Genomic DNA, 24,273 nt, shown 5'->3' with positions numbered 1-24,273 from the left:
GAAAAGCCCGGCTCCCCGGCCGGCCGCCCCTTGGCGCCCGCCCGCATCCCCCGGCATGATCGGACCGGCCACCAGGCGGGAGGGAACATGGCATGCGCGGGCGTCTCGGGGCGCGCCCCTGGCTGGGGCGGCGTGCGGCAGGGCATCCCGCAGCGGGGCGCCGCGGCGCCGGGCTCCTCCTGGCGGGGCTGCTGGCGATGAGCGGCGCGGCGCGGGCGGAGCCGGTGGCGCTGGACCGCTGGGGCAGCTTCCATGTCGGCGGGCGGGAGGCCGTCATCAGCGGCCAGCCGGCGCGGGAAGTGACCTTCACCCCCGGCGGCGTCCCCGCGAAGGTGGATCCGAACGGCACCTACCTGATGGGCGGGATGTATGCCCAGTACATGATCCCGGCCAATCCCCGCGGCGGTTTCCCGCTGCTGATGTGGCATGGCGGCGGCCTCACCGGCGTCACCTGGGAGACCACGCCGGATGGCCGCGAGGGCTGGCAGCATTTCTTCCTCCGCCGCGGCTGGCCCGTCTATGTCTCGGATGCGGTGGAGCGCGGCCGCGCCGGCTGGGGCATGATCCCGGAGCAGACCGGCGGCACCCCCGTGGTGCTGCCCATGGACAACCCGTGGGAGCGCTTCCGCATCGGCGATGGCCCTGGCAGCTTCGCCCGGCAGAGCACCAATCCCGGCGTGCTCTTCCCCACCGACCCCGAGAGCTACCGCAATTTCGTCCGGCAGAACGTGCCGCGCTTCACCACGACGGATGCGCTGACGCTCGAAGCCTATCTCGCCCTGCTCGACCGCGTCGGGCCGAGCGTCGTCATGGTGCACAGCCAGGCCGGGCAATTCGGCTGGCGCGCGGCGCAGGAGCGGCCGGAGAAGGTGAAGGCGCTGGTGCTGGTGGAGCCCGCGGCGGTGGGGGACCCGGCCAAGGTGGCGGCGCTGAAGGACATCCCCATCCTGATGATCTATGGCGACTACATCGCCACCGATGCCCGCTGGCCCGCCATCCGCGGCAACGGGCTCCGCTTCGCCGAGGCGGTGCGGGCCGCCGGCGGCACGGTGGACTGGGTGGACCTGCCGGAGCGCGGCATACGCGGCAACAGCCACATGATCATGATGGACCGCAACAGCGACGAGGTGGCGGCGCTGGTCCAGGACTGGCTGGCGGCCAAGGGGCTGTGGCGATAGCCCGTCCCGCCATCTGCGACGGGGGCGGGCGGCCTTGCCTCAGCGTGAGATAAAACGATACTTTGTTGAGACCAAGGAACGTATCATAAAAGAGACTTCGCCAGCCGGAGCCTCCGCATGCCGCGCCTCCTTCTCCTCCTTCTCGGCTTCGCCCTGCTGCCCCTGCCGGCCCGGGCCAGCCTGGTCGGCAGCGTGATGCAGGGCGCCTATTTCTACGGCGGCACCGCCACGCCCTATGGCGACGCCAGCCTCTCCCCCGGCCCCTTCACCACGGGAGAGGGGGTGGAGGCGCTGCTGACGGTGGATGGCAATGTCACCACCGCCATCGATGTCGGTGCCTCCACCCTGGTGCTGACCGCCGGGACGCTGGTGGATTACGCGGCGGCGCCCTTCAACGGCCTCGGCCTCACCCTGCTCGCCGGTGAGGGGTTCGGCCGGATCCTCTCCATCGTCGCCTCGGCCGGGCAGGTGGTGGCGGCCTTTCTGCAGGGCGACATGCTCTTCATCGACTGGGCCGGCCAGCATTTCGAGCCGGGCGATACCGTCACCCTCAGCTTCGCCGCGGTGCCGGAGCCGGGGGCGCTGCTGCTGCTCGGCGCCGGGCTGCTCGGCCTCCTCGCCCTGCGCCGGAGCCGCCCCCGCGCCGGGCTGGTATAGGGGCGCGGCGCCGGCCCGGCGCCGCAGGGAGAGTCGATGCCCGCCACTGCCGCCTTGCAGGACTGGCCCTGCGGCGCCCTGCCTGCCTGGTCCGCCCCCTGGCTCGACGCCGTGCAGGACCCGCTGGGCGGCCGCCTCTGGTACGAGACGACCCTGGCCCAGGCCCTGCCGCCGGGCGCGGCGCCGGTCGCGGCCATGGCGGGCCCGGTGCTGCTGCCCCTGCTGCGCCGCGGCGGTGCCCTTGCCAGCCTCACCACCGATTACAGCCTGGGCTGGCATCCCCTGGTCCTGCCCGGCACGGATCCCGCCGCCCTGGCCGAGGCCGGCCGCGCCCTGGCCCCGCTGCTGCGCCGCCGCCCGCCGACCAGGCTGGAGGCTTTGGCGGAAGACGATCCGCGCCTCCCCCCGCTCCTCGCCGGGTTGCGGGCGGGCGGGCTGATCCCGCTGCACTTCCGGCATTTCGGCAATTGGCGGGAGGTGCTGCCGGAGGGCATGGGCTGGGCCGCCTATCTCGCCGCCCGGCCGCCGGCGCATCGCAACACCGTCGCCCGCAAGCTGGCCCGGGCCGGGCGGGAATTCCGCTTCGAATGCCTCGCCGCCCCCGGCCCGGCGCTGGAGGCGGGGATCGCCGATTTCGCGGCCGTCCGCGCCGGAAGCTGGAAGCCCGCCGAGCCCGCCCCGCATTTCGACGCGGCGCTGATGCGCGCCCTGGCCCCGACCGGGGCACTCCGGCTCGGCCTGTTGCGGAACAGGGACGACAGGCCGCTCGCGGCGCAGTATTGGGTGCTGCACCGGGGGTGCGCCGTGGTCCCGAAGCTGTTCCACCTGGAGGCGGCACGCGCCGCATCCCCTGGCACCGTGCTGACCGCGCTGATGATCCGGCGGCTGATCGAGGAGGATGGCGTGCGGGCCCTGGATTTCGGCCGCGGCGATGATGGCTACAAGCGGCTCTGGGTCGGGCGGCGGCGGCAGCGCATGGGCGTGCTGCTGGTGGATCCCTGGCACCCGGCGGGCGCCCTGGCGCTGGCCCGGCATGCCGCCGGCCGGCTGCGCGCCGCCCTCGGCCGCGCCCCGGCACGGGACGCCGCATGAGGATCCTCTACAGCCACCGCATCCAGTCGCGGGACGGGATGAGCGTGCACCTGGACAGCCTGGTGGCCGCGCTGCGCGCCGAGGGGCATGAGGTGCTGGTCGTCGGCCCCTCCGCCTATGAGGAGGCCGGCTTCGGCGGGGAGAGCCGGCTGACCGCCCTGGTCCGCCGCTTGCTGCCCCGCTTCGCCGCCGAACTGGCGGAGCTGGCCTATTCCTTCCCGGCCTATCTCCGCCTCGCCCGCGCTGCCCACGCCTTCCGTCCGGAGGCGATCTATGAGCGCTACAACCTCTTCTTCCTCTCCGGCGCCCTGCTGGCCCGGCGGCTGAAGCTGCCCTTCCTGGTGGAGGTGAACGCCCCGCTGGCGGAGGAGCGCGCCCGGTTCGGCGGCCTCGCCCTCGGCGCCCTGGCCCGCTGGACGGAGCGCTTCGTCTGGCGCGCCGCGGACCGTGCCCTGCCGGTGACCGAGGTGCTCGCCGGCCATCTCCGCGCGGCGGGGGTGGCGCCGGAGCGCATCCTGGTGGTGCCGAATGGCATCGATCTGGCGGAATTCCCGGACCCCGCCCCGCCGGCGCCGAAGCCGGCCGTCACCCTCGGCTTCGTCGGCTTCGTGCGGGAATGGCATGGGCTGGATGCGGTGGTGCGGGCGATCGCCGGCTTCCAGGGCGACATGCCCCTGGAGCTGCTGGTCGTGGGGGAGGGGCCGGCGCGCCCCGGGCTGGAGGCACTGGCCGCCGAGCTGGGTATCGCCGACCGCGTGCGCTTCACCGGCCTCGCCGGGCGGGAGGCGATTCCCGGCCTCGTCGCCGGCTTCGACATCGCCCTGCAGCCGGCTTCCGTCGCCTATGCCTCGCCGCTCAAGGTTTTCGAATACATGGCCGCCGGCCGCGCCATCGTCGCGCCGGACCAGCCGAACATCCGGGAGGTGCTGCGGGATGGGGAGACCGCCCTGCTCTTCGACCCCGCGGCGCCCGGCGCCATGTGGGCGGCGGTGGAGCGGCTGGCGCGCGACCCGGCGCTGCGCGCCCGGCTAGGGGCGGCGGCACGGGCGGAGGTGGTGGCGCGGGACCTGACCTGGGCCGGCAATGCGCGCCGCGTCGCGGCGCTGTTCCAGGCGGAGCGGGAGCGTCGCGCCCGGCCATGACCGCGCCCCTGCTGCTGCATGTCTTCCCGGGCTTCGGGGTGGGGGGCGCGCAGGTGCGCTTCGCCGCGCTGGCCAACCGCTTCGGCCCGCGCTGGCGCCACGCCATCCTGGCGCTGGACGGCAACACCGCCTGCACCGAGCGGCTGGCGCCGGAGGTGCCCTATACGCTGGTACCGGCGCCGCCGCGCGGGGCCTCGCCGCTGGCGCGGCTGGCGGCGATCCGCCGCCTGTTCCGGGAATTGCGCCCGGCCCTGCTGGTGACGAGCAATTGGGGCGCCATCGAATACGCCATCGCCAACCTCCTGCCGCCCCGGCTGCCGCACCTGCACACCGAGGACGGCTTCGGCCCGGATGAGGCGGCCGGGCAGAAGCCGCGCCGCATGCTGGCCCGGCGCCTCGCGCTGCGCTGGTCGGAGGTGGCGATGCCCTCCACGGTGCTGCTGCGCGCGGCGCGGGAGGGCTGGCAGTTGCCCGAGGCGCGGCTGCACCACATCCCGAACGGGCTCGACCTCGGCCGCTTCCGCCCCGGCGGCCTGACGCGACCGCTGGCGGTGCCGGGGGAGGGGCCGGTGATCGGCACCGTTGCCGCGCTGCGGCCGGAGAAGAACATCGCCCGGCTGCTGCGCGCCGTCGCCCTGCTGCGGGCGGAGGGGATCGCCGCCCGCCTCGCCATCCTCGGCGACGGGCCGGAACGCCCGGCCCTGAAGGCGCTGACGGCGCAGCTCGGCCTGGGCGGCTGCACCGCCTTCCTCGGCCATTGGGTGGATCCCGCCCCGGCCTATGGCGCCATGGATCTCCTCGCCCTCTCCTCCGACACGGAGCAGATGCCCTTCTCCGTCATGGAGGCGATGGCGAGCGGCCTGCCCGTGGCGGCGACCGAGGTGGGCGATCTGCGCGCCATGCTGGCGCCGGAGAATCTGCCGCACCTGGCCGCGCGCGAGGATGCGGCGCTGGCCGCCGCCCTCCGCCCCCTGCTGGCAGATGCCGCGCTGCGCGCCCGGCTGGGCGCCGCGAACCGCGCCAAGGCAGAGCGCGACTACGACCAGGAGGTGATGTACCAGGCCTATGCCGGGCTGATCGAGCGCCTGCTGCACCGCTGATCAGCTCCAGAGGAAATCCCGGGCGGAAAGGGACGCCGCGGTCACCCCCTGCAGCACGATCGCCATATCGGCCGCGCCGTCGCCGTTCAGGTCGATCTGCAATTGCTGGGTGGCGTCGACGAAGCGCGCCTCCGTGCCGCCACTGCGGCCGAAGGCGGCGGCGCCGCGCCAGGTGAAGCTGTCCTGCAGCAGCAGGCTGAACTCCAGCAGATCCTGGCCCGGGGTGAAGTCGGTGATGCGGTCGGCCGCGTAGAGGCCGGACTCGCTGGCCGCGGCATAGACGAAGTGGTCCGCGCCCGCGCCGCCGGTCAGGTAATCAGCCCCCGCGCCGCCATTCAGCGTATCCGCCCGGCCGCCGCCGATCAGCGTATCGGCGGAGCCGTTGCCGGACATGGCGATGGGGGTGTCGCCCAGCACGGTCAGGATGTCGTTGCTGGCGCTGCCCACCACCAGCTCCACATGGCTCAGCGTCAGGCTGGTCCTGCCGCCGCCCAGCACCAGCCGGTCATAGCCCGCGCCAAGGTCGATGACGCCATCGGTCTGGGCGGTGTTCAGCATCACCGTGTCGTTGCCGGTGCCGCCCAGGATGGTCTCGGCGTTTAGCACGGTGAGGTTGTTGGTGCCGTTGGCCAGGGTCAGCCGGTCCGCCCCGGCGCCGAGATCGACCAGCACGCCCATGACCGGCGCGCCGAGCTTGATCACATCCGCCCCCCTGCCGCCGAGGAGCCATTCGACATTGGCGATCGTGGCGCTGTTGTCGGCATTGGCGAGCTGCAGCTTGTCGTAGCCGCCGCCCAGGTCGATCATCGAGTAGACCGGCAGGCCGGTGGTCAGGGTGACGGTGTCGTCCCCGGCGCCGCCGGTGATGAACTCCACATTGGCGAGGGTGGCGCGGTTGTTCCCCTGGCTGGACATGACCAGCCGGTCCATCCCCTCGCCGAGATCGACGGTCATGGCGCTCACCGGCGCGCCGAGGGTCACGTAGTCCACCGTGGTGCCGCCGAGCAGGGCTTCCACCCCGCTCACCGTCAGCCGGTTGACGCCCGCGCTGCTCAGGGTCAGCCGGTCGCTGCCGGCGCCGAGGTCGATGACCCCGCCCTGGATGGCGCTGCCGAGGGTGACCGTCTCGTTCCCGGCGCTGCCGATGAGGGTCTCGACATGGCTCACCGACAGCACGCTGCTGCTGGTGAGCAGTTCCAGCCGGTCGTTGCCGTCGCCGAGGTCGATGACGCCGTTGACCAGGGCGGTGCCGAGGATGACGGCATCGTCCCCCGTGCCGCCGAGGATGGTTTCCGCCCGGCTCACCGTCAGCCGGTTGCCGCCATTGCCCAGCGCCAGCCAGTCATTGCCGTTGCCCAGATCCACCACCCCGTCCATCGCGCCGGAGAGGGTGACGGCATCGGCGCCGCCGCTGCCGGTGATCGTCTCCGCTCCCGAGACCAGCGCGCTGCTGGCGGCGGTGAAGGTCAGCCAGTCGCGGCCGGCGCCGAGCTCGATGCGCAGCCCGGCGCCGGAGAGCTTCAGGACATCGCCCCCCGCCCCACCGATCACCGTCTCGACGCCGGAAAGGGTGGCGGTGTTGCCGCCATCGGCCAGCACGACCCGGTCATTGCCGCCACCCAGCGCGATGGTGGGGCCGGCGAGGGCGGTGGCGAAGGTCAGGCTGTCATCGCCCTCGCCGCCCGTCACCGTCTCCACGTTGCTCAGCAACAGGCGGTTGGTGCCGGCGGCCAGGATCAGCCGGTCGTTGCCGGCGCCGAGGTCGATCGCCCCGTCCGGCAGGGCGCTGCCGAGGGTGACGGTGTCCGCGCCGCTGCCACCGAGGATGGTCTCGGCACCGCTCACGGTGGCGCCGTTGCCGCCATCGGCCAGGGTCAGACGGTCGCGGCCGTCGCCGAGGTCGATGACGAGCTGGCTGCCGCGGGCGGTGAACAGCACCTCGTCGTTCCCGGCGCCGCCCAGGATGGTCTCGACATTGGCCACGCGCACCCGGCCACCGGCGGCAGCCAGGGTCAGACGGTCGGCGCCGGCGCCCAGGTCGATGACGGCATCCTGCATGCCGTCGCCAAGCTGGATGATGTCGGCGCCGTTGCCACCGGCCAGCGTCTCGACATTGGCGATGGTCGCGCTGCTGCCGGCATTGCCGAGCACCAGCCGGTCGGCGCCGGCGCCGAGATCGACCATGCCGGTCGCGGCGCCGGAGATGGTGACGTTGTCGGCGCTGCTGCCGCCGGCCAGGGTCTCGACGCCGGAGACGGTGAGGCTGTTGCCGCCATCGGCCAGGGTAAGCCGGTCCTGGCCCTCGCCCAGGGCGATGCTGCCGCCGGCGAACGGGGTGAGGAGCCGCACCGCATCATCGCCATTGCCGCCGGTGACCGTTTCCACGCCTGCCACGGCCAGGCGGTTGGCGCCGCCGCCCGCCAGCACCAGCGCATCGGCGCCGGCGCCGAGATCGACCAGCACATCATCGGCCAGGGTGGTGAGGGTCACCCGGTCACTGCCGGTGCCGCCCAGGATGGTTTCCGTGTTGGCGACGCTGAGGGTATTGGTGCCGTTCGCCAGGCGCAGCAGGTCGGCCCCGGTCTCGAGGTCGATGGCGACGTAGTTCAGCGTTGTGGCCGGCGTCATCACATCGTCGCCGGACAGGATGTCGGGGATGGTGACGAGGTGGTCGAGGGCGGCGGCGAGGCTGGCCTCGGTGGTGCCGGGCGGCAGCTCCATCAGCAGGGCGTGGTAGGCCTTGCGCGCCGCCGGGTTGCCCGTCAGGTGCCAGATGCCGGCCAGGGTGGCGAGGCCGAGGCGGCCATAATCGCCATTGCTCTGGGACCAGCCATCGCCGTTGGACAGGCCGCGGGCGCTGGTCGCCGCCCCGATCTCCGCCCAACTCTGGAACACCCGACCGGTCGCCGGGTCGCTGACCGCCAAATTGTAGGCGATGCCGTCATGCGGGTTGAAGCCCTGCGCCTCCGCCTGGAAGCGGCCGATCAGGAAGTTCGACATCCAGTCGAGGAAGGTGAGCGCATCCGCATTGCCGCGGGCGGCGGCGGCGATGGCGGTGGAGGCGAAGTAGTCCTGCTGCCAGGGCGCGATGGCGCCGGGGGTGCCGTAGGCGCCCGGCAGCCAGCCATGGGCCTCGCCCTGCTGGGCGGTCCAGACGGGGATCTGGCTGACCAGCCAAGCCCAGTTCTCCTGGGAGACCTGGGTAAAATAGGCCTTTTCTGCACTGCCGTCTGGCGCCGTGAAGGCGGCCTCGTCGATCTGCCGGAGGGACCAGGCGGCGGTGCGCACCTGGACGTTGTTCACCACGATGGCCTCGCCCACCCGCTGCGCCGGCCAGATGCCCATGACGCTCCAGGCCGCCTGGGCAAGGAGGTTGTCGAGGATCCAGCGTTCCCCGGTCAGCAGGTAGGGGACATAGGAGAGGTCCGGCTGATGGGCGGTGTCCGTGGTCCAGCCGGTCAGCTTGTCCACCTGCTGGGTCAGGCCGCCGGAAGTGGCATCCCCCGGCCGGCCGGTGCCGCCGCGGCCGTCGAGCCAGAGGCGCGCATAATCGCCCGTGTTCAGCCAGGTGCCGTGCGCCGTGTCCCAGAAATGCCAGGGCACCGCGCTGGCGGCCTCGGCCTGGCCCAGCGCATAGTTGGCGGCGCGCGCATCCTGGCTCAGCAGCCAGGCGGTGTTGGCCTGGGTGGTGAAGCCGATATCCGCCCGGGCGCCGGTCATCGGCATGTAGGTGGTGACGCCGTTGGTCGCGAGCGGATCGCCCCAGCCATCCGTCGCCGTCGCCACGGCATAGGCGGCGAGCTTCGCCTCCGGCACCGCGATGGAGAGGTCGTAGTCGGCGATGGCGCCGAGGGCGGAGAGCTTCGCCACATCCTGGCGGATGTTCAGCCAGCCGGCATCGGCGCTGCCCAGCCCCTGGCCGCCATCGAGGCCGGTGGAGGAGAAGTCCCGATGCCAGTTCTGGTACTGGCCCTGGTCCAGCGTTTCCGCCAGCACCTGCCGCCCGTCCATGGTGGCGGTGACGCCGTACTGCACCCGGCCGCCGCTCGCCTGCATCGCCCCGTCATTGTTGAACTGGGCCGAGACGGCGTAGCCGCCCCCCTTATAGGCGGTGATGTCGAGGACAAGGCGCAGGGAGCCGGGCAGATCGATCTCCACGCGGGCTTCCGTGGCCAGGGGGCCGGATTGCCAGAAGCTTGCCTTGCCCTGGGCGATGGCCTGCTGCAGCGCCGCCAGCGCGTCCACATGCCAGGTGCTGCCATCCGCCATGGCGAAGTCCAGGGCGAAGCTGTGGCCCGCCAGCGCGCTGGCGAGGTCGAGCGCCGGGGCGGCCGCCGCAGTGCCGAGGCCGAGCGTCACCTCGACCGACTGGCCTGCCGCGAGCTCCGGCCGCGCCAGGCTGAGGACCGCCATCCTCGCCGAACCGTCCGGCCAGGTGGTCTTCACGTCGAGCTGCACCGGCACCAGGCTGTCGCCGATCCGGGCCAGCAGCGTGGCACCGGCCGGCACCTCCCCCGCGGCGAAGAGCTGGCCGAGGGTGGCGATGCCGGCGCCGAGCGGACCCGCCCCGGCATTCTCCAGCACGAAATGGCCGATCATGGAGGTCGTCGGGGCGACGAGGCTGGTCCCGCTCATTGAGGATCTCCGGCTGAGGGGCACAAGGTTTTTGATCCCTGTCTCAAAAATCGCAGGTGTTTATTGACCCAAGGTAAAGACGCCACCTCGGTGCATCCTGGCATCCTGGCCGGTATCCTGCGGCCTGACGGCCCAGGCCGGCGACTGGCGCGTTGACGCTGGCCGGCACGCCGCTTAGTGCTGGTTGGGGAAACGGGCTGAACCGGTCACGTCCCGGTGACGATCGGCCCCGCCGCTTCGCCGCCGGCCCGCCGCCGATGGCTCGTCCCCATGCGCGACGCGGAGCGAGGAAGCGATGCCGAACAAGGTCAAGGAAGCTTGGAAGGCCGGGAAGGCCGTGGTGAATGGCTGGCTCGCCATCCCCAACGCGTTCAGCGCCGAGATGTACAGCCAGTGCGGCTGGGACAGCGTGACCGTGGACATGCAGCATGGGGTGCAGGACTACCTCTCCTGCGTCGCCTGCTTCCAGGGCATCCAGCCTTCCGGCGTCACCCCCATGGTGCGGGTGCCGTGGAACGAGCCGGGCATCATCGGCAAGGTGCTGGATGCCGGCGCCTACGGCGTGATCTGCCCGATGATCAACACGCCCGACGAGGCCGCCCGGCTGGTGCAGTACAGCAAGTACCCGCCGGCCGGCACGCGCTCCAACGGCCCGATCCGGGCCGGCGTGTACGGGGAGGCGGGCGGCTACCAGAAGACCGCCAATGAGAACATCCTCGTCATCCCGATGATCGAGACCAAGACCGCCATCGAGAACATCGAGGCGATCCTCGACGTGCCGGGCATCGACGGCATCTATGTCGGGCCCTCCGACCTCTCCTTTTCCTACGGGCTGGAGCCGAAGCTGGATGTCGAGGACCCGTTCATCCTCGGCATCTATGAGAAGCTGCTGAAGGAGACGGGCAAGCGCGGCATCGCCGCCGGGCTGCACAACGGCTCCCCCGCCTATGCCCACCGGATGATCCAGATGGGCTTCAAGCTCGTCACGATCTCCAACGAGGTCGGGCTGATGGTGAATGCGGCGAAGGCCGCGGTGAAGGCTGCCCGCGGCGGCTGAGGCGCCGGCATGGCGCGGTTGGTGGCCTGGCGTCTGCCGCAGATCGCGGTGACGCTGCTGCTGCTCTCCGCGCTGACCTGGCTGGCCATGGGGCTGATGCCGGGGGATCCGCTGGACCTTGCCATGCTCGGCGACCCGACGCTGAGCGCGGCGGATGTGGCGAAGCTGCGGGCGGTCCATGGGCTGGATCGCCCGCTGCACGAACGCTACCTGGCCTGGGCGGCGGCCGTGCTGCGGGGCGATTTCGGCTATTCCCGGCTGTTCTCCGTCCGCGCCGGCGCGGTGCTGTGGCCGGCGCTGCTCTCGACCCTGACGCTGCTCGGCTGGTCCCTGCTGCTGGCGGCGGCGGGGGGCGTGCTGCTCGGCGTGCTGGGGGCGGCACGGCCCTGGCTGGGGCGGGCGGCGGATGCGCTCAGCATCCTGGCGCAATCCACGCCGAGCTTCTGGCTCGGCCTCATGCTCATCATCCTGTTCGCCGTCACGCTCGGCTGGCTGCCGGCGGGCGGGGTGGCGGAGGCGCCGGGGTGGTGGGAGGCGGCGCGCTTCCTGCTGCTGCCGGTGACGACCCTCGCCCTGGTGAATAGCGCCGGCTATGCCCGGCACGCGCTGGCGGCGATGCAGGCGGAGCTCGCCGCGCCCTATATCCGCACTGCGCGCATGAAGGGGCTGCCGGAGCGGGCCGTGTTGTGGCGGCACGCCTTCCCCAACGCGGCCATCCCGCTGGTGACGATCGCGGCGCTGGATGCCGGGGCGCTGGTCTCCGGCGCGCTGGTGACGGAGACGATCTTCGCCCGCCCGGGCATGGGCAAGCTGATCTACGACAGCATCATGGGAAATGACTACAACCTCGCCCTGCTGGCGCTGCTGCTGGCGGCGCTGGTGACGATGCTGGCGACCCTGGCGGCGGATCTGCTGCAGCGCGCGATCGACCCGAGGCTGGGGCATTGAGAGGGACGTACCGCGCCCCATGCGCCGCTCGCCATCCGTGAACCTGCGCCTTGTCCTCGGCCTCGCCATCCTGGCGCTGCTCGCGGCGGCGGCGGCCGGGGCGGGCATCGTCCAGCAGATGCTGGGGCACGATCCCTTCGCGCCGGACCTGTTCCAGCGCTACGGGGAGGCCTCCGCCGACCACCCGCTCGGCACCGACGAGCTGGGGCGGGACATCCTGCTGCGGTTGCTCCACGGCGGGCGGGTCTCGCTGGCCGTGGGGCTCGGCGTGGCGCTGGGCGCCACCCTGCTCGGGACCGGCATCGGGCTGCTGGCGGCCTGGCGGGGCGGCTGGATGGAGGCGGTGCTGATGCGGCTGGCGGATGGGCTGCTGGCCCTGCCCGCCCTGCCGCTGCTGGTGGTGCTGGCGGCGGTGGATACCGGCCGCTTCGGCCTGCCGCGTGGGGAGGCGGTGGCGGATATCGCCCGCATCACCCTCATCCTGATGCTGTTCGGCTGGGTGGGCGTGGCGCGGCTGGCGCGGGCCGCGGCGCTGACCCAGCTTTCGCTGGACTATGTGGCGGCAGCGCGGGTCTCCGGCGCCACGGAGGCGCGGGTGCTGCTGCGCCATGTCCTGCCCAACATCGCCAGCCCCATCGCGGTGGCGACGGCGCTGGCGGTGGCGGGTGCGGTGCTGGCGGAGAGCACGCTGAGCTTCCTCGGCCTCGGCATCCAGCCGCCCGCGCCCTCCTGGGGCAACATGCTGGCCAATGCGCAGGAGATGATCTTCGCCGCGCCCTGGACGGCGTTCTGGCCGGGCCTTGCCATCCTGCTGACCGTCACCGCCTGCTCGCTGGTGGCGGACGGCATCCGCCTCCGCCGCTGAACAGGCCGGGCCGGTAGCGCCCGGCCTGCAACCGCGCCGCCCGTTGCCAACCGAGGCTTTGCCTCGGTTGGCTGTGCAGGGTGCCGCTTGCCTTGCGCCAACCGGGGTCCCCACGGCGTTGCGTGGCAACGTCGTGGGGGCTGCTACATCTTCTTCGTCAGCTTCACGGCGATCTCGTACATCTCCTCCGGCGCGTAGTCCGGCGTGAAGACATTCGGCTCGCCGACCAGCTCATGGATCTTGCCGCCTTCCGGCATGCCGTCCACCACCACCAGCTCGCCCGGCGGGTCGCCCGGCAGCGCCTGCTCGCCATTGCCCCAGATGCCGGCGATCTCCTTGTAGTCGGCCGGGCTGAAGGTATAGAGCCGGCGATGCGAGCCCTCATCGAGGTATTTCTGCGCCTCGGGGATCTTCGCCAGCGGGATGTTCGGCGTCGGCAGCATCTTCTCGATCTCGACGCCCGTCAGGTTCTTCAGCGCCAGCGCATAGGCATGCGCGTGGACCGAGCCGCGCACCAGCAGGTAGCCGCAGACCTCCCGCCCGGTCGGGTCGCTCAGCGACTCATAGACCCGCAGCTTGTGCAGCCGCGCGCCGCATTCCAGGTGGAAATTGTGCAGCAGGTCGAAGACGATGTTGCCCGTGGTGGTGACGAAGTCGTTGTTCCAGGAGACGCCGTTGCTGTTGACCGGCGTCGCGCCGCCGCCATGGGAGAAGAAGCCGGCGGCGAGGCGGATTTCCTTCATCGCCTCCTGCGGTGACATGCTGACATCGCCGCCATCGCCGGTGTCGTCGCCCGCGCTGTCCGGGCCGTTGTTCAGCATGGCGACGCCGTTGCTCACCAGCTCCACATGCCCCAGCTCCTCCGCCGTGATGCAGGCGACCAGGCTGTAGAAGGATTTCAGCTTGCTCTTGCTGCGGAAATTGAAGCTCTGGAAGAGGTAGTTGTTAAGGGTCGACATCTCCCCGTATTTCCCGCCCAGCAGCTCCTGCAGCGCGGCGGCGGCATTGGGATCGCGGCGCTTCGGCGCCGGCAGCTCGGTCTGCAGCTTGTTCACGCGCAGGAACATCGACGGCTCTCCTCCGGAGGGGGAGCCTGAGCAACGGTCGCTGACCGGCACGGTTGCCTCTAGCGTCCTGATTTCGAAGTCCCGCGGACTTCGTTCTCAGGCCACTGGCCATTGTTTTCAGTGGCCTGCCGATCCGCTGCGCTCGGGGGAAATCCCACGAACTTCGCGGGCAGGACACTAACGCGGCTTCATTCCGCGCCCGAGAGCCACCGCCCCGTCGCCGAAGCGGGCGCGCAACGCCTCCATCGCCCGCCAGCGGGCCATGCGCCGCGGCGCCTCCGGGTCCGCCAGGTCGCCCCGGTCCGCCGCCGCGGCCGGGGCCAGAGGCTGGGCGCCGATGCCGATGAGGCGGAAGGCGGTGCCGTCCACCTCCTTCGCCAGCAGCCCGCGCGCGGCGGCGAAGAGCGTCTCCGGCACCAGGCTCGGCACCGGCAGGCGGAGGTTGCGGGTGCGCTGGCGGAAATCCGCGGTCTTCAGCTTCAGCACCACGCCGGAGGCGGCGAGGCCCTTCTCCCGCAGCCTCCGCCCGAGCTTCTCGCAGAGCCGCCAGAGCGGCGCCTCCAGCGCTGCGGCGGTGGCGAGGTCATGCTCGAAAGTGGTCTCGGCGCTGATGCTCTTCATCTCGCGGCTGGGATCGACGGGGCGGCTATCCTCCCCCCGCGCCCTTGCGGCGAGGCTCGGCCCGTCCTCCCCGAAGCGCCGCAGCGCTTCCCGCGCATCGAGCGCGGCGAGCTGGCCGAGCCGGGTGAAGCCCGCCGCCTCCAGCCGCCTCTGCAGGGCGGGACCAACGCCGGGCAGCAAGGAGACGGGCTGCGGGGCGAGCCAGGCGGCGGCCTCCGCCGCGCCCAGCACGGCGAAGCCGCGCGGCTTGTCGCGCTCCGCCGTCAGCTTGGCCAGCAGCCGGTTGGGGGCGAGGCCGATGGAGATGGTGACGCCGACCTGCCGCTCCACCTCCCGTGCGAAGCGGGCCAGGGTGATGGCAGGCGGGGCGCGGTGCAGCGCTTCCGTCCCGCGCAGGTCCAGCACCGCCTCGTCGATCGAGAGGGGCTGGACCAGCGGCGTCAGCGCCTCCATCAGCTCCCGGATCTGGCGCGCGGCGGCGACGTATTTCGCCATCTCCGGCTTGATGACGACGGCATCGGGGCAGAGGCGCAGCGCCTTGAACATCGGCATCGCACTTCGCACGCCGGTGGTGCGCGCCAGGTAGCAGGCCGCCGAGACCACGCCACGCTTGCCGCCGCCGACGATGACGGGCTTCGCCAGCAGCTCCGGCCGGTCGCGCTTCTCAATGCTGGCGTAGAAGGCGTCGCAGTCGATATGCGCGACGGTGAGGGTGAAGAGCTCCGCATGCCGCACCAGGCGGCGGCTGCCGCAGGCGGGGCAGGTGGGGCGATAGGCCGGAGCCTCCCGGCAGCAATCGCGGCAGAGGGTGGGCATGCGGGCCGTCAGGAACGCTGCAGCAATTCGAGCGCCCGGGCATAGACCTCGCCCGGCCGGTTGGTGATGAGGGCGGCGCCGAGTTCGGCTTCCTTGCCCCTGTTGGCCGCGGCCCAGCGCGCGGCATAAATGATGGTAGGAGGGAAGGTGCCCATCTCCCGCATGCGCCGGAGCAGGGTAAGCCCGGCGGTGTGGTCTGGCGGACGGCCCATGTCGGTGATGACCAGGTCGAACCGCTCCTCCCGCAAGCGGCCGAGGGCGGCCTCCGTGGAGCCGACCTGGATCACGCTGATCCCCAGCTCGGTGAATGACTTGGCGAGGAGGATGTTGTTGTCCGGGGTATCGTCCACCCAGAGGATCCGGCGGGTGGCCAGGGTCGGCGCGCTGGCAAGCGAGGTCCGGGCTGCCGCCACGATGCCGTGCGCGATCGCCGCCTTCTCCGCCGGGGGCGCATCCTTGGCCTCGGCGCCCGCTGCCACTGCGGCGGCGACGGCCGACTGCGCGGCCTGGGTCACCCGAAGGCCACTTGGCCCGACATCCAGCGACGCCCGGCCATCCGCGACCGATTGCAGCATCGCGTGTAGCGGCTGGCCGAACTTTACGACCAGCAGGACGACGATGGCCGGCCAGACGGCAGCCTTGAAGAGCTCAATTAGGTCGCTCATGGCGTAAGGCCCTCAATCCCATAGCCGCGCGGCGCCCAGCACGCCGGAGCTGTCGCCATGCCGCGCGCGCAAAAGCGGCGTCGTCACCACATCGCTGAAGACGTAGCGGCCCAGGAGCTTCGGCACCTCCTCATAGAGATGCGCCATGTTGGACAGGCCGCCGCCCAGCAGGATGCAGTCCGGGTCGAGGATGTTCACCACATGCGCCAGCGCCCGGGCGAGCCGGTCCGCATGGCGCGCCAGCGCCGCGGCGGCCGCCGCATCCCCCGCAGCGGCACGGGCGGGCAGGGCGCTGGCATCGCGGGCGCCAGGGCCATCCGCATCGGCGGCCAGGGCGGGACCGCAGAGGAAGGTCTCGATGCAGCCCTGCTTGCCGCACCAGCAGGCCGGGCCGGGGTATTCCTCCGGCCGCATCCAGGGCAGCGGGTTGTGGCCCCATTCGCCGGCCACGCGGTTGCGCCCTTCCAGGATGCGCCCGCCGGTCACGATCCCGGCGCCCACGCCGGTGCCGAGGATGACGGCGAAGACCGTGTCGAACCCGGCGCCCGCGCCATCCGCCGCCTCGCTTACGCCCAGGCAATTGGCGTCGTTGGAAAGCCGCACTTCCCGCCCCAGCCGCGCCGCCAGGTCGCGGTCCAGCCGCCCGCCATTCAGCCAAGTGGAATTGGCGCCCCGCACCAGGCCGGTGGCCGGGGAGAGGCTGCCGGGGATGCCGAGGCCGACCGTGCCGCGGGACCCGAGCTCCGCCTCCGCCGTCTCCACCAGCCTGCCGACCAGGGCGATCACCCCGTCGTAGGAGGGGGGGGTGGGGGCGCGGCGGCGCAGCCGCACGGCCCCGGCGGCGTCCAGCGCCACGATCTCCGTCTTGGTCCCGCCCAGGTCGATGCCGATGCGCAGCGTCATCCCGCGAAACTGTGCCGCCGCGGGCGCCGCTGCAAGCCTTTGCGATCGCAAGGCTTGCAGTGCCGGGGGGCCGGTGCTGGACTGGCCGGATGGTGGAAACGCTTCTCGATGTCCGCGGCCTCTCCTGCCCGCTGCCGGTGCTGAAGGCCAACAAGGCGCTGCGCGGCCTGGCGCCGGGGGCGGAGCTGACGGTGCTGGCCACCGACCCCGCCGCCGCCCGCGACTTCCCCGCCTTCTGCGCCGAGACCGGCCACACGCTGGTGACCCAGGCGCAGGAGGGGGAGGTGCTGCGCTTCGTGCTGCGGAAGCGCGCCGAGCCGGCGGCATGAGCACGGGCGTGCTGCTGCTGACCCATCTGGCCTGCCTGCGGCACGATCCGGGACCGGAGCACCCGGAATGCCCGGACCGGTTGCGCGCCGTGCTGCGCGCCCTGGACGCCGAGGAGTTCGCCGCCCTGATCCGCGGCGAGGCGCCGGAGGCGACGCCGGACCAGCTCGCCCTGGCCCACCCGCCGGCCTATGTGGACGCCATCCTCGGCATCCGCCCGGCGGCGGGGGAGACGGTGCCGCTGGATGCCGACACCGTCATGAGTCATGGCAGCGCCGAGGCCGCGCTGCGCGCCGCCGGCGCCGCGGTGGCGGCGGCGGATGCGGTGATGCGGGGCGAGGTGCGCCGCGCCTTCTGTGCGGTGCGCCCGCCCGGCCACCATGCCGAGCCGCGGCGGCCCATGGGCTTCTGCTTCTTCTCCAATGCCGTCATCGCCGCCCGCCATGCCCAGCGGGTGCATGGCGCGGCGCGGGTCGCGATCCTCGATTTCGACGTGCATCACGGCAATGGCAGCCAAGCCTGCGTCGAGGATGATGCGAGCATCCTCTACGCCTCCTCCCACCAATGGCCGCTCTATCCCGGCACCGGCCAGAAGCGGGAAAAGGGTGTGGGCAATGTCTTCAACGCCGTGCTGCCGCCGGGTGCCGATGGCGAGGCCTTCCGCGCCGCCTGGGCCGCCGAACTGCTGCCGGCGGTCGATCTCTTCGCGCCCGAGCTGCTGGTGGTCTCCGCCGGCTTCGACGCCCATGCCCGCGACCCGCTGGCGCAGCTTCGCGTGCGCGAGGCGGATTTCGCCTGGCTGACGGCGGAGATCTGCGCCCTGGCCGACCGCCATTGCGCCGGCCGCGTCGTGAGCCTGCTGGAAGGCGGCTACGACCTCGATGCCCTGGCAGCCAGCACCGCCGCCCATGTCCGGGTGCTGCTGCAGGCCTGACTCACGGTTTCCAAAGGCCTTTCGGGTTTTGGTGGGGGTTGGACGCACTGCGTCCAACCGAGAGGGGCAAAGCCCCTCCCGGAGGAGGAATCACCCCGCCTTCTTGCTGAAATCCACCTTATCATTCGCCCCCGGATGCGGCGGCTCGCCGGTGGTCACGGCCTTCAGGTAGCCGTAGGCGTGCACCAGCGTGCTGCTGGGCGAATCCCAATATTCCGCGCCCTCGCACTCCACGCGGATCAGCGCCACCTTCGGGTCCTCGGCGCCGCCCGGGAACCAGACGCGCAGCGGCTCCGACCAGAGCTGCTTCTGCTTCGCCTTGTCCTTCACCACCTCCGCCGTGCCGTAGATGGAGACGTAGTTCTGGCTGCTTGGGTCGGAATAGGCCAGCAGCACGCGGCCATCGCCCGCGGTCTCGCTCGTCACCGGCGCGCCGGCGGTGGCGAAGAACCAAAGCACGCCGTCGAATTCGCGGTTCACGGCGCGCATCGGGCGGCCGCGGAAGCGGCCCTCCTCATCCTGCGTCACCATCATGGCGACCTCGACGTCCTTGATCATCTCCCAGACCTTGCGCTTGGCCTCGGCGTCGCTGCGGGTTTCAACCATGGCGGGCTCCTCTCGCTTTCCCCTGCAACGGGTCCTCGCCCGCGCGGTTTCACCCGCGGCCGGCGGAGAGGATCAGGTCGGCGGCCTTTTCCGCCAAACTCAACACGGTGGCGTTGATGTTGCAGACCGGAATGTCCGGGAAGGCGGAGGCATCGGCGACCCGGAGGCCGGCCACGCCGCGCAGCCGCAGCGCGGCATCGAGCGGCGCTGTCGGATCGCCGCCCATGCGGACCGTGCCGCAGGGGTGGTAGACCGTGCCACCGGTTTCGCGGGCGAAATCCAGCAGCTCGGCATCGCTCTCCGCCGCCGGTCCCGGCCGGGTTTCCCCGGCCACGATCCCGCGCAACGGCGCCGCCGCCATCCAGCGGCGGGCGAGGCGCAATCCGCGCAGCACGCAGGCGCGGTCGCCTTCCGTCGCCAGGTAGCGCGGCGCGATCATCGGGGCCGCAGCGGGATCGGGCGAGGCCAGGGTGACGCTGCCGCGGCTTTCCGGCCGGCATTGCCAGACGCCGAGGGTCATGCCCGGCTCTGCCTCCGGCACCCCGATGCGGATGCCGCCGAAGCGCCGCCCCGGCTCCGGCGGCAGTGGCGCCCAGGAGAGCGGGCCGCCATTGATCTGGATGTCCGGCGCCTCCAGCCCCGGCGCGGTGCGGGCGAACAGGCTGAACATGCCGGGCGACCAGGTCAGCACGCCATCGCCCTTCGCCGCCCAGCGCAGCGCCTCCAGCGGCAGGCGCCAGCCGGCGATGCGGTGGTTGGCGGAGAGCCGCCGCGCGCCCAGGCGGAAGCCGAGACGGATGATGTAGTGGTCCTGCAGATTGGCGCCGATCCCCGGCATGTCCCGCAGCATGGGGATGCCCATCGCCTGCAGCGCCGCGCCCGGCCCGAAGCCGGAGAGCATGAGAAGCTGCGGCGAGCCGATGGCGCCGGCCGCCAGCACCACCTCCCGCCGCGCCCGGATCACCTGTTCCGCCCCATCACGCCGGATGGCGATGCCAGCAGCGCGGCCATCCTCCACCACCACCCGCAGCGCAAGGGCGTTGTCGAGTAGGGTGAGATTCGGCCGCCTGAGCGCCGGCACCAGATAGGCGCGGGCGGCGGAGACGCGGCGGCGGCCGCGCCGCGTCTGCTGGAAGGGGGCGAAGCCTTCCCGCTCCGGCCCGTTCATGTCGGCCAGCACGGGCAGGCCGATCGCCGCCGCCGCCCGGCCGAGATGGGTCAGCAGCTCCGGCACCTCCGCCAGATGCTCCACCGGCTGCGGGCCTTCGGCGCCGCGGCCCTCGCCACCGCCGGCGAAGGATTCATGCCGCCGGAAATAGGGCAGCAGGTCGTCCCAGCCCCAACCCGTACAACCCTTCTGCGCCCAGAGGTCGTAGTCGGAGGGATGGCCGCGCACATGGCCGAGGCCGTTGATGGAGGAGCAGCCGCCCCAGACCTTGCCGCGCGGATAGTCCAGCGCCCGCATCGCCGTGCCCTCATCCGGCGCGGTGCGGTAGCCCCAGGTCAGGCGCGGATGGTCGAGGATCTTCGCATAGCCGGCGGGGATGTGGATCCAGGGGTGGCGGTCGGAGCCCCCGGCCTCGATCACCGCGACGGTGGCGCCGCTGGCGGAGAGGCGGTTGGCCAGCACGCAGCCCGCGCTGCCCGCGCCGGCGATGACATAGTCGAACTCCATCGGCACCTCTCTCAATCCTTGACGCTGCCCGGTGCCCTGCCGCGGCTTTGCCGCGGCGGGCTGTGCAATGCCTCGGTCCTACAGCGGCTCCCGGGCCCCCCGACGCCGCGCAGCGGTGTCGTGGGGAATAATCAGGCGTCCTCCTCCTCCGGCGCATCCTCGGGCGGCGCGCCCACGGGGGTGATCTCCCGCGCCACGCCGAGAATCAGGCGGCGCAGCCAGGCATGGCCCGCATCCGCCTCGCAGCGCCGGTGGAAGACGAGGGAGAGGCGGGAATGCCGGATCGCCACCGGTGTCGGCCGCACCACCAGCCCATGCGCCTCCGCCAATAGCTGCGCCAGCCGGGCGGAGAGGGTCATGACGAGATCGGTGCCGCGCAGGATCTCCGGCACCCCGGCCAGATGCGCCACCACCGCGCCCAGCCGGCGCTTGTGGCCGGTGCGCGCCAGCATCCCGTCCAGCGCCCCGTCACGGGAGCCGTTCGGCGAATGCAGCAAATGCGGCACGCTGAGGAAGCGCTCCAGCGTCAGCTCGCCCTCCGCCAGCGGATGCCCGGCGCGCATCACCGTGCAGAACACCTCCGGCAGCAGGCGCAGCCGGGTGTAGAGCGCCGGCGGGTCCGGCAGCATGCCGAGCGCCAGCACCGCTTGGCCTTCGGCCAGCAAGGCTTCCCAATTCGTCCGGTCGGCATGGCGGATGGCGAGCATCGCGCCCGGCGCCTCAAGCTGCATCCGGGCGATCAGCGGCGGCGCCAGCACCGCCTCGGCATATTCGCTGAAGGCGATGGGGAAGACGCGGTCCGTCGTCGCGGGATCGAAGGGCGCCTGGGCGAGGATGGCCCCCGCGATGCGGTCCAGCGCCTCCGCCACCGGCCCGGCGAGGGAAAGGGCAAGGGCCGTCGGCTCCACCCCGCCGGGGCGGCGGAGGAAGAGCTCATCCCCCAGCGCCGCGCGCAGCCGGGCGAGGGCGTTGGAGACGGCGGGCTGCGAGAGGTGCAGCCGCTCCGCCGCCCGCGTCACATGGCGTTCCCGGGCGACGGCGTCGAAGACGCGCAGCAGATTGAGGTCGAGAGTGCCGAGATCGGCCATGCCGGTTCCACATCATTCAGCCGGATGATGATGGATGTTCCGCATGGGCGTTGGAAGCGTCTCCGCCGCGCGGGCCATTCTCCGCCCAACGGCAGCCCTGGGTGCTGCCCCCGAACGGAGAGACCCCGATGATCGACCCCCGCGTGACCACGCCCTATGCCGCGCTGCTGTTGCGCGTTTCCATGGGTGTCCTGTTCCTGGCCCATGGGCTGGTGCTGAAGATCCTCACCTTCGGCTTCGTCGGGGTGATGGGGTATTTCGGCAGCCTCGGCTACCCGCCCATCCTCGGCGCCGTGGTGGCGATCGCCGAAACCCTGGCGGGCATCGCCCTCATCCTGGGCGTCGCGGTGCGGCCGGTGGCGCTGGCCCTGGTGCCGCTGATGATCGGCGCGACGCTGCAGCATATCGGCAATGGCTGGGTGTTCAGCGCCGCGGGCGGCGGCTGGGAGTTCCCGGTGTTCTGGACCGTGCTGCTGGTGGTGCAGGCGGGGCTCGGCGCCGGCGCCCATGCGCTGGATCTCCGCCGGCTGCTGGGCAGCCATCAGGTGGCGGCGGCCTGAACATCCGTGGGCGGGGAGCGTGACGGCTCCCCGGCCGCCTTCCGGAACGCAGTGGCCGGGGCGGTCTCACGCTGGTCATGCCAGGCTGCGGCCGCTGCTGCCTTCCTGTTCCGAAGCGCCGGGGGAGTCCGCCCCGCTTGCAGCACTCCTGCCGGCCGCGAGGTTCTGACCGATATCGGTCCACGGTCGTGCGGCCCGCAGCCGCCACGCCAACCCTGCGCGCGATGCCCGGCGCGGAATGTCGGGACTTTCCGGGCCGGGGATCAGGCGCCCGCCACCGGCGCGAAGCCCAGCGCGCGCAGCCGCGCCCGCACGTCCTCCGTGGCCAGGGCGCGGAGGAAGGCCTGCACCCCGGGCCGCCCGGCCCGCGCCTCCGGCAGGAAGAAATCGTAGACCTCATCCGCCAGGGGCAGGAAGCCGAGGCCATAGGCCCGCGCCACGGTCTCGATGCAGACGCCCCAATCCGCCCGCCCCTGCGCCACCGCCGCCGCCACCGCATTGTGGGATTTCGGCTGGTTCGCATAGCCGGCCGGCCGTGCCCCGCCCAGCAACCCATCCAGCAGGATTCGGGTGCCGGAGCCGGCATTGCGGTTCACCAGCAGGCAGGAGAGGTCGGCCGACGCGCGCGCCACGGCGGCGGGGCCGTCCAGCCCCTCGAAGCGGGCATCGCCCGGGCGGAACGCCACCCCCTGCAACCGCTGCCAGCCCGGCACCAGGCGCAGTCCTTGGCTCAGGAAGGGGGTGTTGTAGGCGCCGCTCGCCGGGTCCAGCAGATGCGCCGGCGCCAGGTCGCACTCCCCGCGCTTCGCCGCCGCCAGCCCACCCAGGCTGCCCACCGCCAGGGTCCGCGCCCGCCAGCCCTCCGCCGCCAGCGCCTCCAGCACCGCATCCAGCCCGGTGCAGTGGCTGCCGATCAGCACCAGGTCCGGCGGCCGCACCGCGCCGCCGATCAGCCGCACGGAGACCGGCATGCCCGCCGCCACCCCCTGGTCCAGCGCCGGGATGGCGAAGAACCCATCCGCCTGGGCGAAGGCCGTCACGCTGCCGGAGCCCTTGCCGAGCGGGAAGGCGATGCGCCCGCCCGCCTCGCCCTCGGCCAGCGAGACCATGACATATTCCACCCGCCCCACCTCGCTCGGCAGGCGGACGGCAAGCTGCGCCTCCACCGCCTGCTCTTCCCGCGGCGGCAGCCCGGCCAGGGCGCGGATCACCGGCACGACGAATTCCTGGAAGGTGAAGACCGCGCTGGTCGGGAAGCCCGGCAGCACCACCAAAGGCTGCTTCCCCACCGCCGCCAGGCAGAGCGGCTTGCCCGGCTTCAGCGCCACCCCGTGCACCAGCACGCCGGGCGGGCCGAGGCGCGAGATGATGCGGTGGGAGACATCCCCGGCGCCCTTGCTGGTGCCGCCCGACATCACCACCAGGTCGGCCCCCGCCAGCGCCGCCCGCACCGCCGCTTCCAGCGCCGCCTCGTCATCCGGGAGGATGCCCATCGGCACCGGCTCCCCGCCATGCTCGGCCACGGCGGCGGCGAGCATGGCGGCGTTGCTGTCCGGGATGCCGCCAGGGGGCAGGGGGGTGCCGGGCGGCACCAGCTCATCCCCCGTGGAGAGCACCGCCACACGCGGCTTCCGCACCACCTGCACCGTGCCGTGGCCGGCGGCGGCGAGCATGCCGATCTCCCGGCTGGTGATCAGGGTGCCGGGGCGCAGCAACGTCTCCCCGCGGGCGATGTCGCTGCCGGCGAAGCCGATGCAGCTGCCGGGCGCCGCCGGCCGGGCCAGCAGCAGCACCGGGCCTTCGGGGCCCTCATCCAGCTCGGTGTGCTCGATCATCGCCACGGCATCGGCGCCGCGCGGGAGCATGCCGCCGGTGGCAATGGCGGTGGCGGTGCCAGGCGTCACCTCGATGGCCGGTGCCACGCCGCAGGCCAGCACCTCGGCGTTCAGGCGCAGCCGCACCGGCGCGCCCTCCGCCGCGCCTGCCGTATCCGCGGCGCGCAGGGCGAAACCATCCACCGAGGCGCGGTCGAAGGGCGGCGCGTCGCTGGCCGCCAGCACCGTCTCCGCCACCACCCGGCCGAGCGCGGCGGCGAGCGGCACGGCCTCCCCCGGCAGGGGGCTGAGGTCGAGCGCGGCGTAGAAGCGCTGCACCGCCTCCTCCGCGCTGAGGATGGCGAGGAACTGCTCCTGCCGGGCGGCGCGCCGGACGCGGTCGAGAAGGGCGGCGGGGTCGGGCATGGCAAAGGCTCTGCGCGCGGGGAGAGGGGCCCCCTGTGTATCGCGCCGCGGGGCCCGGCGCTGCACTGGCTGGTGCGGCCGGCGGCACCGGTCCTCG

The 24,273-nt window shown here is 72.5% G+C and carries 20 protein-coding genes; 11 read left to right on the top strand and 9 right to left on the bottom strand.

The genetic code is table 11. The annotated features are described in order from the left end of the window. Positions 1-92: 92 nt before the first annotated feature. From NJ376_RS02155 to NJ376_RS02135, 5 genes are all read left to right on the top strand, one after another. A complete protein-coding gene (locus NJ376_RS02155; protein ID WP_252951567.1) occupies positions 93-1,178 on the top strand; it encodes an alpha/beta hydrolase family protein in 1,086 nt (361 codons plus the stop codon). A gap of 117 nt (positions 1,179-1,295) precedes the next feature. Continuing rightward, the gene (locus NJ376_RS02150; protein WP_252951566.1) at positions 1,296-1,835 is read left to right on the top strand and encodes a PEP-CTERM sorting domain-containing protein; all 540 of its coding nucleotides are present in this window, start codon (positions 1,296-1,298) and stop codon (positions 1,833-1,835) included. A 36-nt stretch (positions 1,836-1,871) separates the two neighbouring features. Beyond that, on the top strand, positions 1,872-2,927 hold the full coding sequence (locus NJ376_RS02145) for a GNAT family N-acetyltransferase (RefSeq protein WP_252951565.1): 1,056 nt from the start codon (positions 1,872-1,874) through the stop codon (positions 2,925-2,927). Continuing rightward, a complete protein-coding gene (locus NJ376_RS02140; RefSeq protein ID WP_252951564.1) occupies positions 2,924-4,069 on the top strand; it encodes a glycosyltransferase family 4 protein in 1,146 nt (381 codons plus the stop codon). Before NJ376_RS02145 ends, NJ376_RS02140 begins: the two co-directional genes overlap by 4 nt. Next, positions 4,066-5,169 carry a glycosyltransferase gene (locus NJ376_RS02135; protein ID WP_252951563.1) on the top strand — a complete coding sequence of 368 codons (1,104 nt, stop codon included), beginning with the start codon at positions 4,066-4,068 and terminating at the stop codon, positions 5,167-5,169. Before NJ376_RS02140 ends, NJ376_RS02135 begins: the two co-directional genes overlap by 4 nt. On the opposite strand, the gene NJ376_RS02130 is transcribed toward NJ376_RS02135, so the two are convergent. Continuing rightward, positions 5,170-9,804 (bottom strand): beta strand repeat-containing protein, encoded by a 4,635-nt coding sequence (locus NJ376_RS02130; protein WP_252951562.1) that lies wholly within the window; start codon positions 9,802-9,804, stop codon positions 5,170-5,172. A 295-nt stretch (positions 9,805-10,099) separates the two neighbouring features. Between NJ376_RS02130 and NJ376_RS02125 the strand changes: the two genes are divergently transcribed. Genes NJ376_RS02125 through NJ376_RS02115 form a run of 3 tightly spaced genes read left to right on the top strand, consistent with a single transcriptional unit; the run spans position 10,100 to position 12,674 of the window. After that, a complete protein-coding gene (locus NJ376_RS02125) occupies positions 10,100-10,861 on the top strand; it encodes an HpcH/HpaI aldolase family protein (RefSeq protein WP_252951561.1) in 762 nt (253 codons plus the stop codon). Positions 10,862-10,870: 9 nt separating this feature from the next. Beyond that, a complete protein-coding gene (locus NJ376_RS02120) occupies positions 10,871-11,809 on the top strand; it encodes an ABC transporter permease (RefSeq protein ID WP_252951560.1) in 939 nt (312 codons plus the stop codon). Positions 11,810-11,828: 19 nt separating this feature from the next. After that, complete coding sequence (locus tag NJ376_RS02115) at positions 11,829-12,674, top strand: ABC transporter permease (RefSeq protein WP_252951559.1); 846 nt, start codon at positions 11,829-11,831, stop codon at positions 12,672-12,674. 143 nt (positions 12,675-12,817) lie between these two features. On the opposite strand, the gene NJ376_RS02110 is transcribed toward NJ376_RS02115, so the two are convergent. The 4 genes from NJ376_RS02110 to NJ376_RS02095 form a co-directional block, all read right to left on the bottom strand. Further along, positions 12,818-13,741 carry a manganese catalase family protein gene (locus NJ376_RS02110; protein WP_252951558.1) on the bottom strand — a complete coding sequence of 308 codons (924 nt, stop codon included), beginning with the start codon at positions 13,739-13,741 and terminating at the stop codon, positions 12,818-12,820. Positions 13,742-13,918: 177 nt separating this feature from the next. Beyond that, positions 13,919-15,178, bottom strand: coding sequence for a DNA polymerase IV (locus NJ376_RS02105; protein WP_252951557.1), 1,260 nt, complete (start codon positions 15,176-15,178; stop codon positions 13,919-13,921). Between the two features lie 8 nt (positions 15,179-15,186). Further along, on the bottom strand, positions 15,187-15,843 hold the full coding sequence (locus NJ376_RS02100) for a response regulator (RefSeq protein WP_252951556.1): 657 nt from the start codon (positions 15,841-15,843) through the stop codon (positions 15,187-15,189). A 12-nt stretch (positions 15,844-15,855) separates the two neighbouring features. Continuing rightward, positions 15,856-16,746 carry an ROK family protein gene (locus NJ376_RS02095; protein ID WP_252951555.1) on the bottom strand — a complete coding sequence of 297 codons (891 nt, stop codon included), beginning with the start codon at positions 16,744-16,746 and terminating at the stop codon, positions 15,856-15,858. Positions 16,747-16,835: 89 nt separating this feature from the next. On the opposite strand from NJ376_RS02095, the gene NJ376_RS02090 reads away from it, so the two are divergent. Both NJ376_RS02090 and NJ376_RS02085 read left to right on the top strand, forming a co-directional pair. Next, complete coding sequence (locus NJ376_RS02090; RefSeq protein ID WP_149537293.1) at positions 16,836-17,075, top strand: sulfurtransferase TusA family protein; 240 nt, start codon at positions 16,836-16,838, stop codon at positions 17,073-17,075. Further along, positions 17,072-18,007 carry a histone deacetylase family protein gene (locus NJ376_RS02085; protein WP_252951554.1) on the top strand — a complete coding sequence of 312 codons (936 nt, stop codon included), beginning with the start codon at positions 17,072-17,074 and terminating at the stop codon, positions 18,005-18,007. The genes NJ376_RS02090 and NJ376_RS02085 overlap by 4 nt, the downstream gene beginning before the upstream one ends. 90 nt (positions 18,008-18,097) lie before the next feature. Here the strand turns inward: NJ376_RS02085 and NJ376_RS02080 are convergent, their stop codons facing one another. From NJ376_RS02080 to NJ376_RS02070, 3 genes are all read right to left on the bottom strand, one after another. After that, entirely contained in the window at positions 18,098-18,613 is a 516-nt protein-coding gene (locus tag NJ376_RS02080; RefSeq protein WP_252951553.1) for a pyridoxamine 5'-phosphate oxidase family protein, read from the bottom strand. 49 nt (positions 18,614-18,662) lie between these two features. After that, a complete protein-coding gene (locus NJ376_RS02075; protein WP_252951641.1) occupies positions 18,663-20,288 on the bottom strand; it encodes a GMC family oxidoreductase in 1,626 nt (541 codons plus the stop codon). Positions 20,289-20,419: 131 nt separating this feature from the next. Next, entirely contained in the window at positions 20,420-21,376 is a 957-nt protein-coding gene (locus NJ376_RS02070) for a LysR family transcriptional regulator (RefSeq protein ID WP_252951552.1), read from the bottom strand. Positions 21,377-21,504: 128 nt separating this feature from the next. On the opposite strand from NJ376_RS02070, the gene NJ376_RS02065 reads away from it, so the two are divergent. Beyond that, positions 21,505-21,936 carry a DoxX family protein gene (locus tag NJ376_RS02065; RefSeq protein ID WP_252951551.1) on the top strand — a complete coding sequence of 144 codons (432 nt, stop codon included), beginning with the start codon at positions 21,505-21,507 and terminating at the stop codon, positions 21,934-21,936. Positions 21,937-22,199: 263 nt separating this feature from the next. Here the strand turns inward: NJ376_RS02065 and NJ376_RS02060 are convergent, their stop codons facing one another. Next, the gene (locus tag NJ376_RS02060; protein WP_252951550.1) at positions 22,200-24,176 is read right to left on the bottom strand and encodes a molybdopterin biosynthesis protein; all 1,977 of its coding nucleotides are present in this window, start codon (positions 24,174-24,176) and stop codon (positions 22,200-22,202) included. Positions 24,177-24,273 lie beyond the last annotated feature (97 nt).

Origin of the sequence: Siccirubricoccus soli (assembly GCF_024178315.1) — a bacterium.
GTDB classification, from domain to species: domain Bacteria; phylum Pseudomonadota; class Alphaproteobacteria; order Acetobacterales; family Acetobacteraceae; genus Siccirubricoccus; species Siccirubricoccus soli.
This window is presented reverse-complemented; position numbering and strand designations above follow the sequence as displayed.

Coding starts and splice junctions, on each gene's coding strand:
- NJ376_RS02105 (WP_252951557.1), bottom strand. CDS start 15,178: ATGCCCACCCTCTGCCGCGATTGCTGCCGGGAGGCTCCGGCCTATCGC.
- NJ376_RS02155 (WP_252951567.1), top strand. CDS start 93: ATGCGCGGGCGTCTCGGGGCGCGCCCCTGGCTGGGGCGGCGTGCGGCA.
- NJ376_RS02070 (WP_252951552.1), bottom strand. CDS start 21,376: ATGGCCGATCTCGGCACTCTCGACCTCAATCTGCTGCGCGTCTTCGAC.
- NJ376_RS02060 (WP_252951550.1), bottom strand. CDS start 24,176: ATGCCCGACCCCGCCGCCCTTCTCGACCGCGTCCGGCGCGCCGCCCGG.
- NJ376_RS02145 (WP_252951565.1), top strand. CDS start 1,872: ATGCCCGCCACTGCCGCCTTGCAGGACTGGCCCTGCGGCGCCCTGCCT.
- NJ376_RS02120 (WP_252951560.1), top strand. CDS start 10,871: ATGGCGCGGTTGGTGGCCTGGCGTCTGCCGCAGATCGCGGTGACGCTG.
- NJ376_RS02095 (WP_252951555.1), bottom strand. CDS start 16,746: ATGACGCTGCGCATCGGCATCGACCTGGGCGGGACCAAGACGGAGATC.
- NJ376_RS02135 (WP_252951563.1), top strand. CDS start 4,066: ATGACCGCGCCCCTGCTGCTGCATGTCTTCCCGGGCTTCGGGGTGGGG.
- NJ376_RS02080 (WP_252951553.1), bottom strand. CDS start 18,613: ATGGTTGAAACCCGCAGCGACGCCGAGGCCAAGCGCAAGGTCTGGGAG.
- NJ376_RS02110 (WP_252951558.1), bottom strand. CDS start 13,741: ATGTTCCTGCGCGTGAACAAGCTGCAGACCGAGCTGCCGGCGCCGAAG.
- NJ376_RS02140 (WP_252951564.1), top strand. CDS start 2,924: ATGAGGATCCTCTACAGCCACCGCATCCAGTCGCGGGACGGGATGAGC.
- NJ376_RS02100 (WP_252951556.1), bottom strand. CDS start 15,843: ATGAGCGACCTAATTGAGCTCTTCAAGGCTGCCGTCTGGCCGGCCATC.
- NJ376_RS02125 (WP_252951561.1), top strand. CDS start 10,100: ATGCCGAACAAGGTCAAGGAAGCTTGGAAGGCCGGGAAGGCCGTGGTG.
- NJ376_RS02075 (WP_252951641.1), bottom strand. CDS start 20,288: ATGGAGTTCGACTATGTCATCGCCGGCGCGGGCAGCGCGGGCTGCGTG.
- NJ376_RS02130 (WP_252951562.1), bottom strand. CDS start 9,804: ATGAGCGGGACCAGCCTCGTCGCCCCGACGACCTCCATGATCGGCCAT.
- NJ376_RS02150 (WP_252951566.1), top strand. CDS start 1,296: ATGCCGCGCCTCCTTCTCCTCCTTCTCGGCTTCGCCCTGCTGCCCCTG.
- NJ376_RS02085 (WP_252951554.1), top strand. CDS start 17,072: ATGAGCACGGGCGTGCTGCTGCTGACCCATCTGGCCTGCCTGCGGCAC.
- NJ376_RS02065 (WP_252951551.1), top strand. CDS start 21,505: ATGATCGACCCCCGCGTGACCACGCCCTATGCCGCGCTGCTGTTGCGC.
- NJ376_RS02090 (WP_149537293.1), top strand. CDS start 16,836: ATGGTGGAAACGCTTCTCGATGTCCGCGGCCTCTCCTGCCCGCTGCCG.
- NJ376_RS02115 (WP_252951559.1), top strand. CDS start 11,829: ATGCGCCGCTCGCCATCCGTGAACCTGCGCCTTGTCCTCGGCCTCGCC.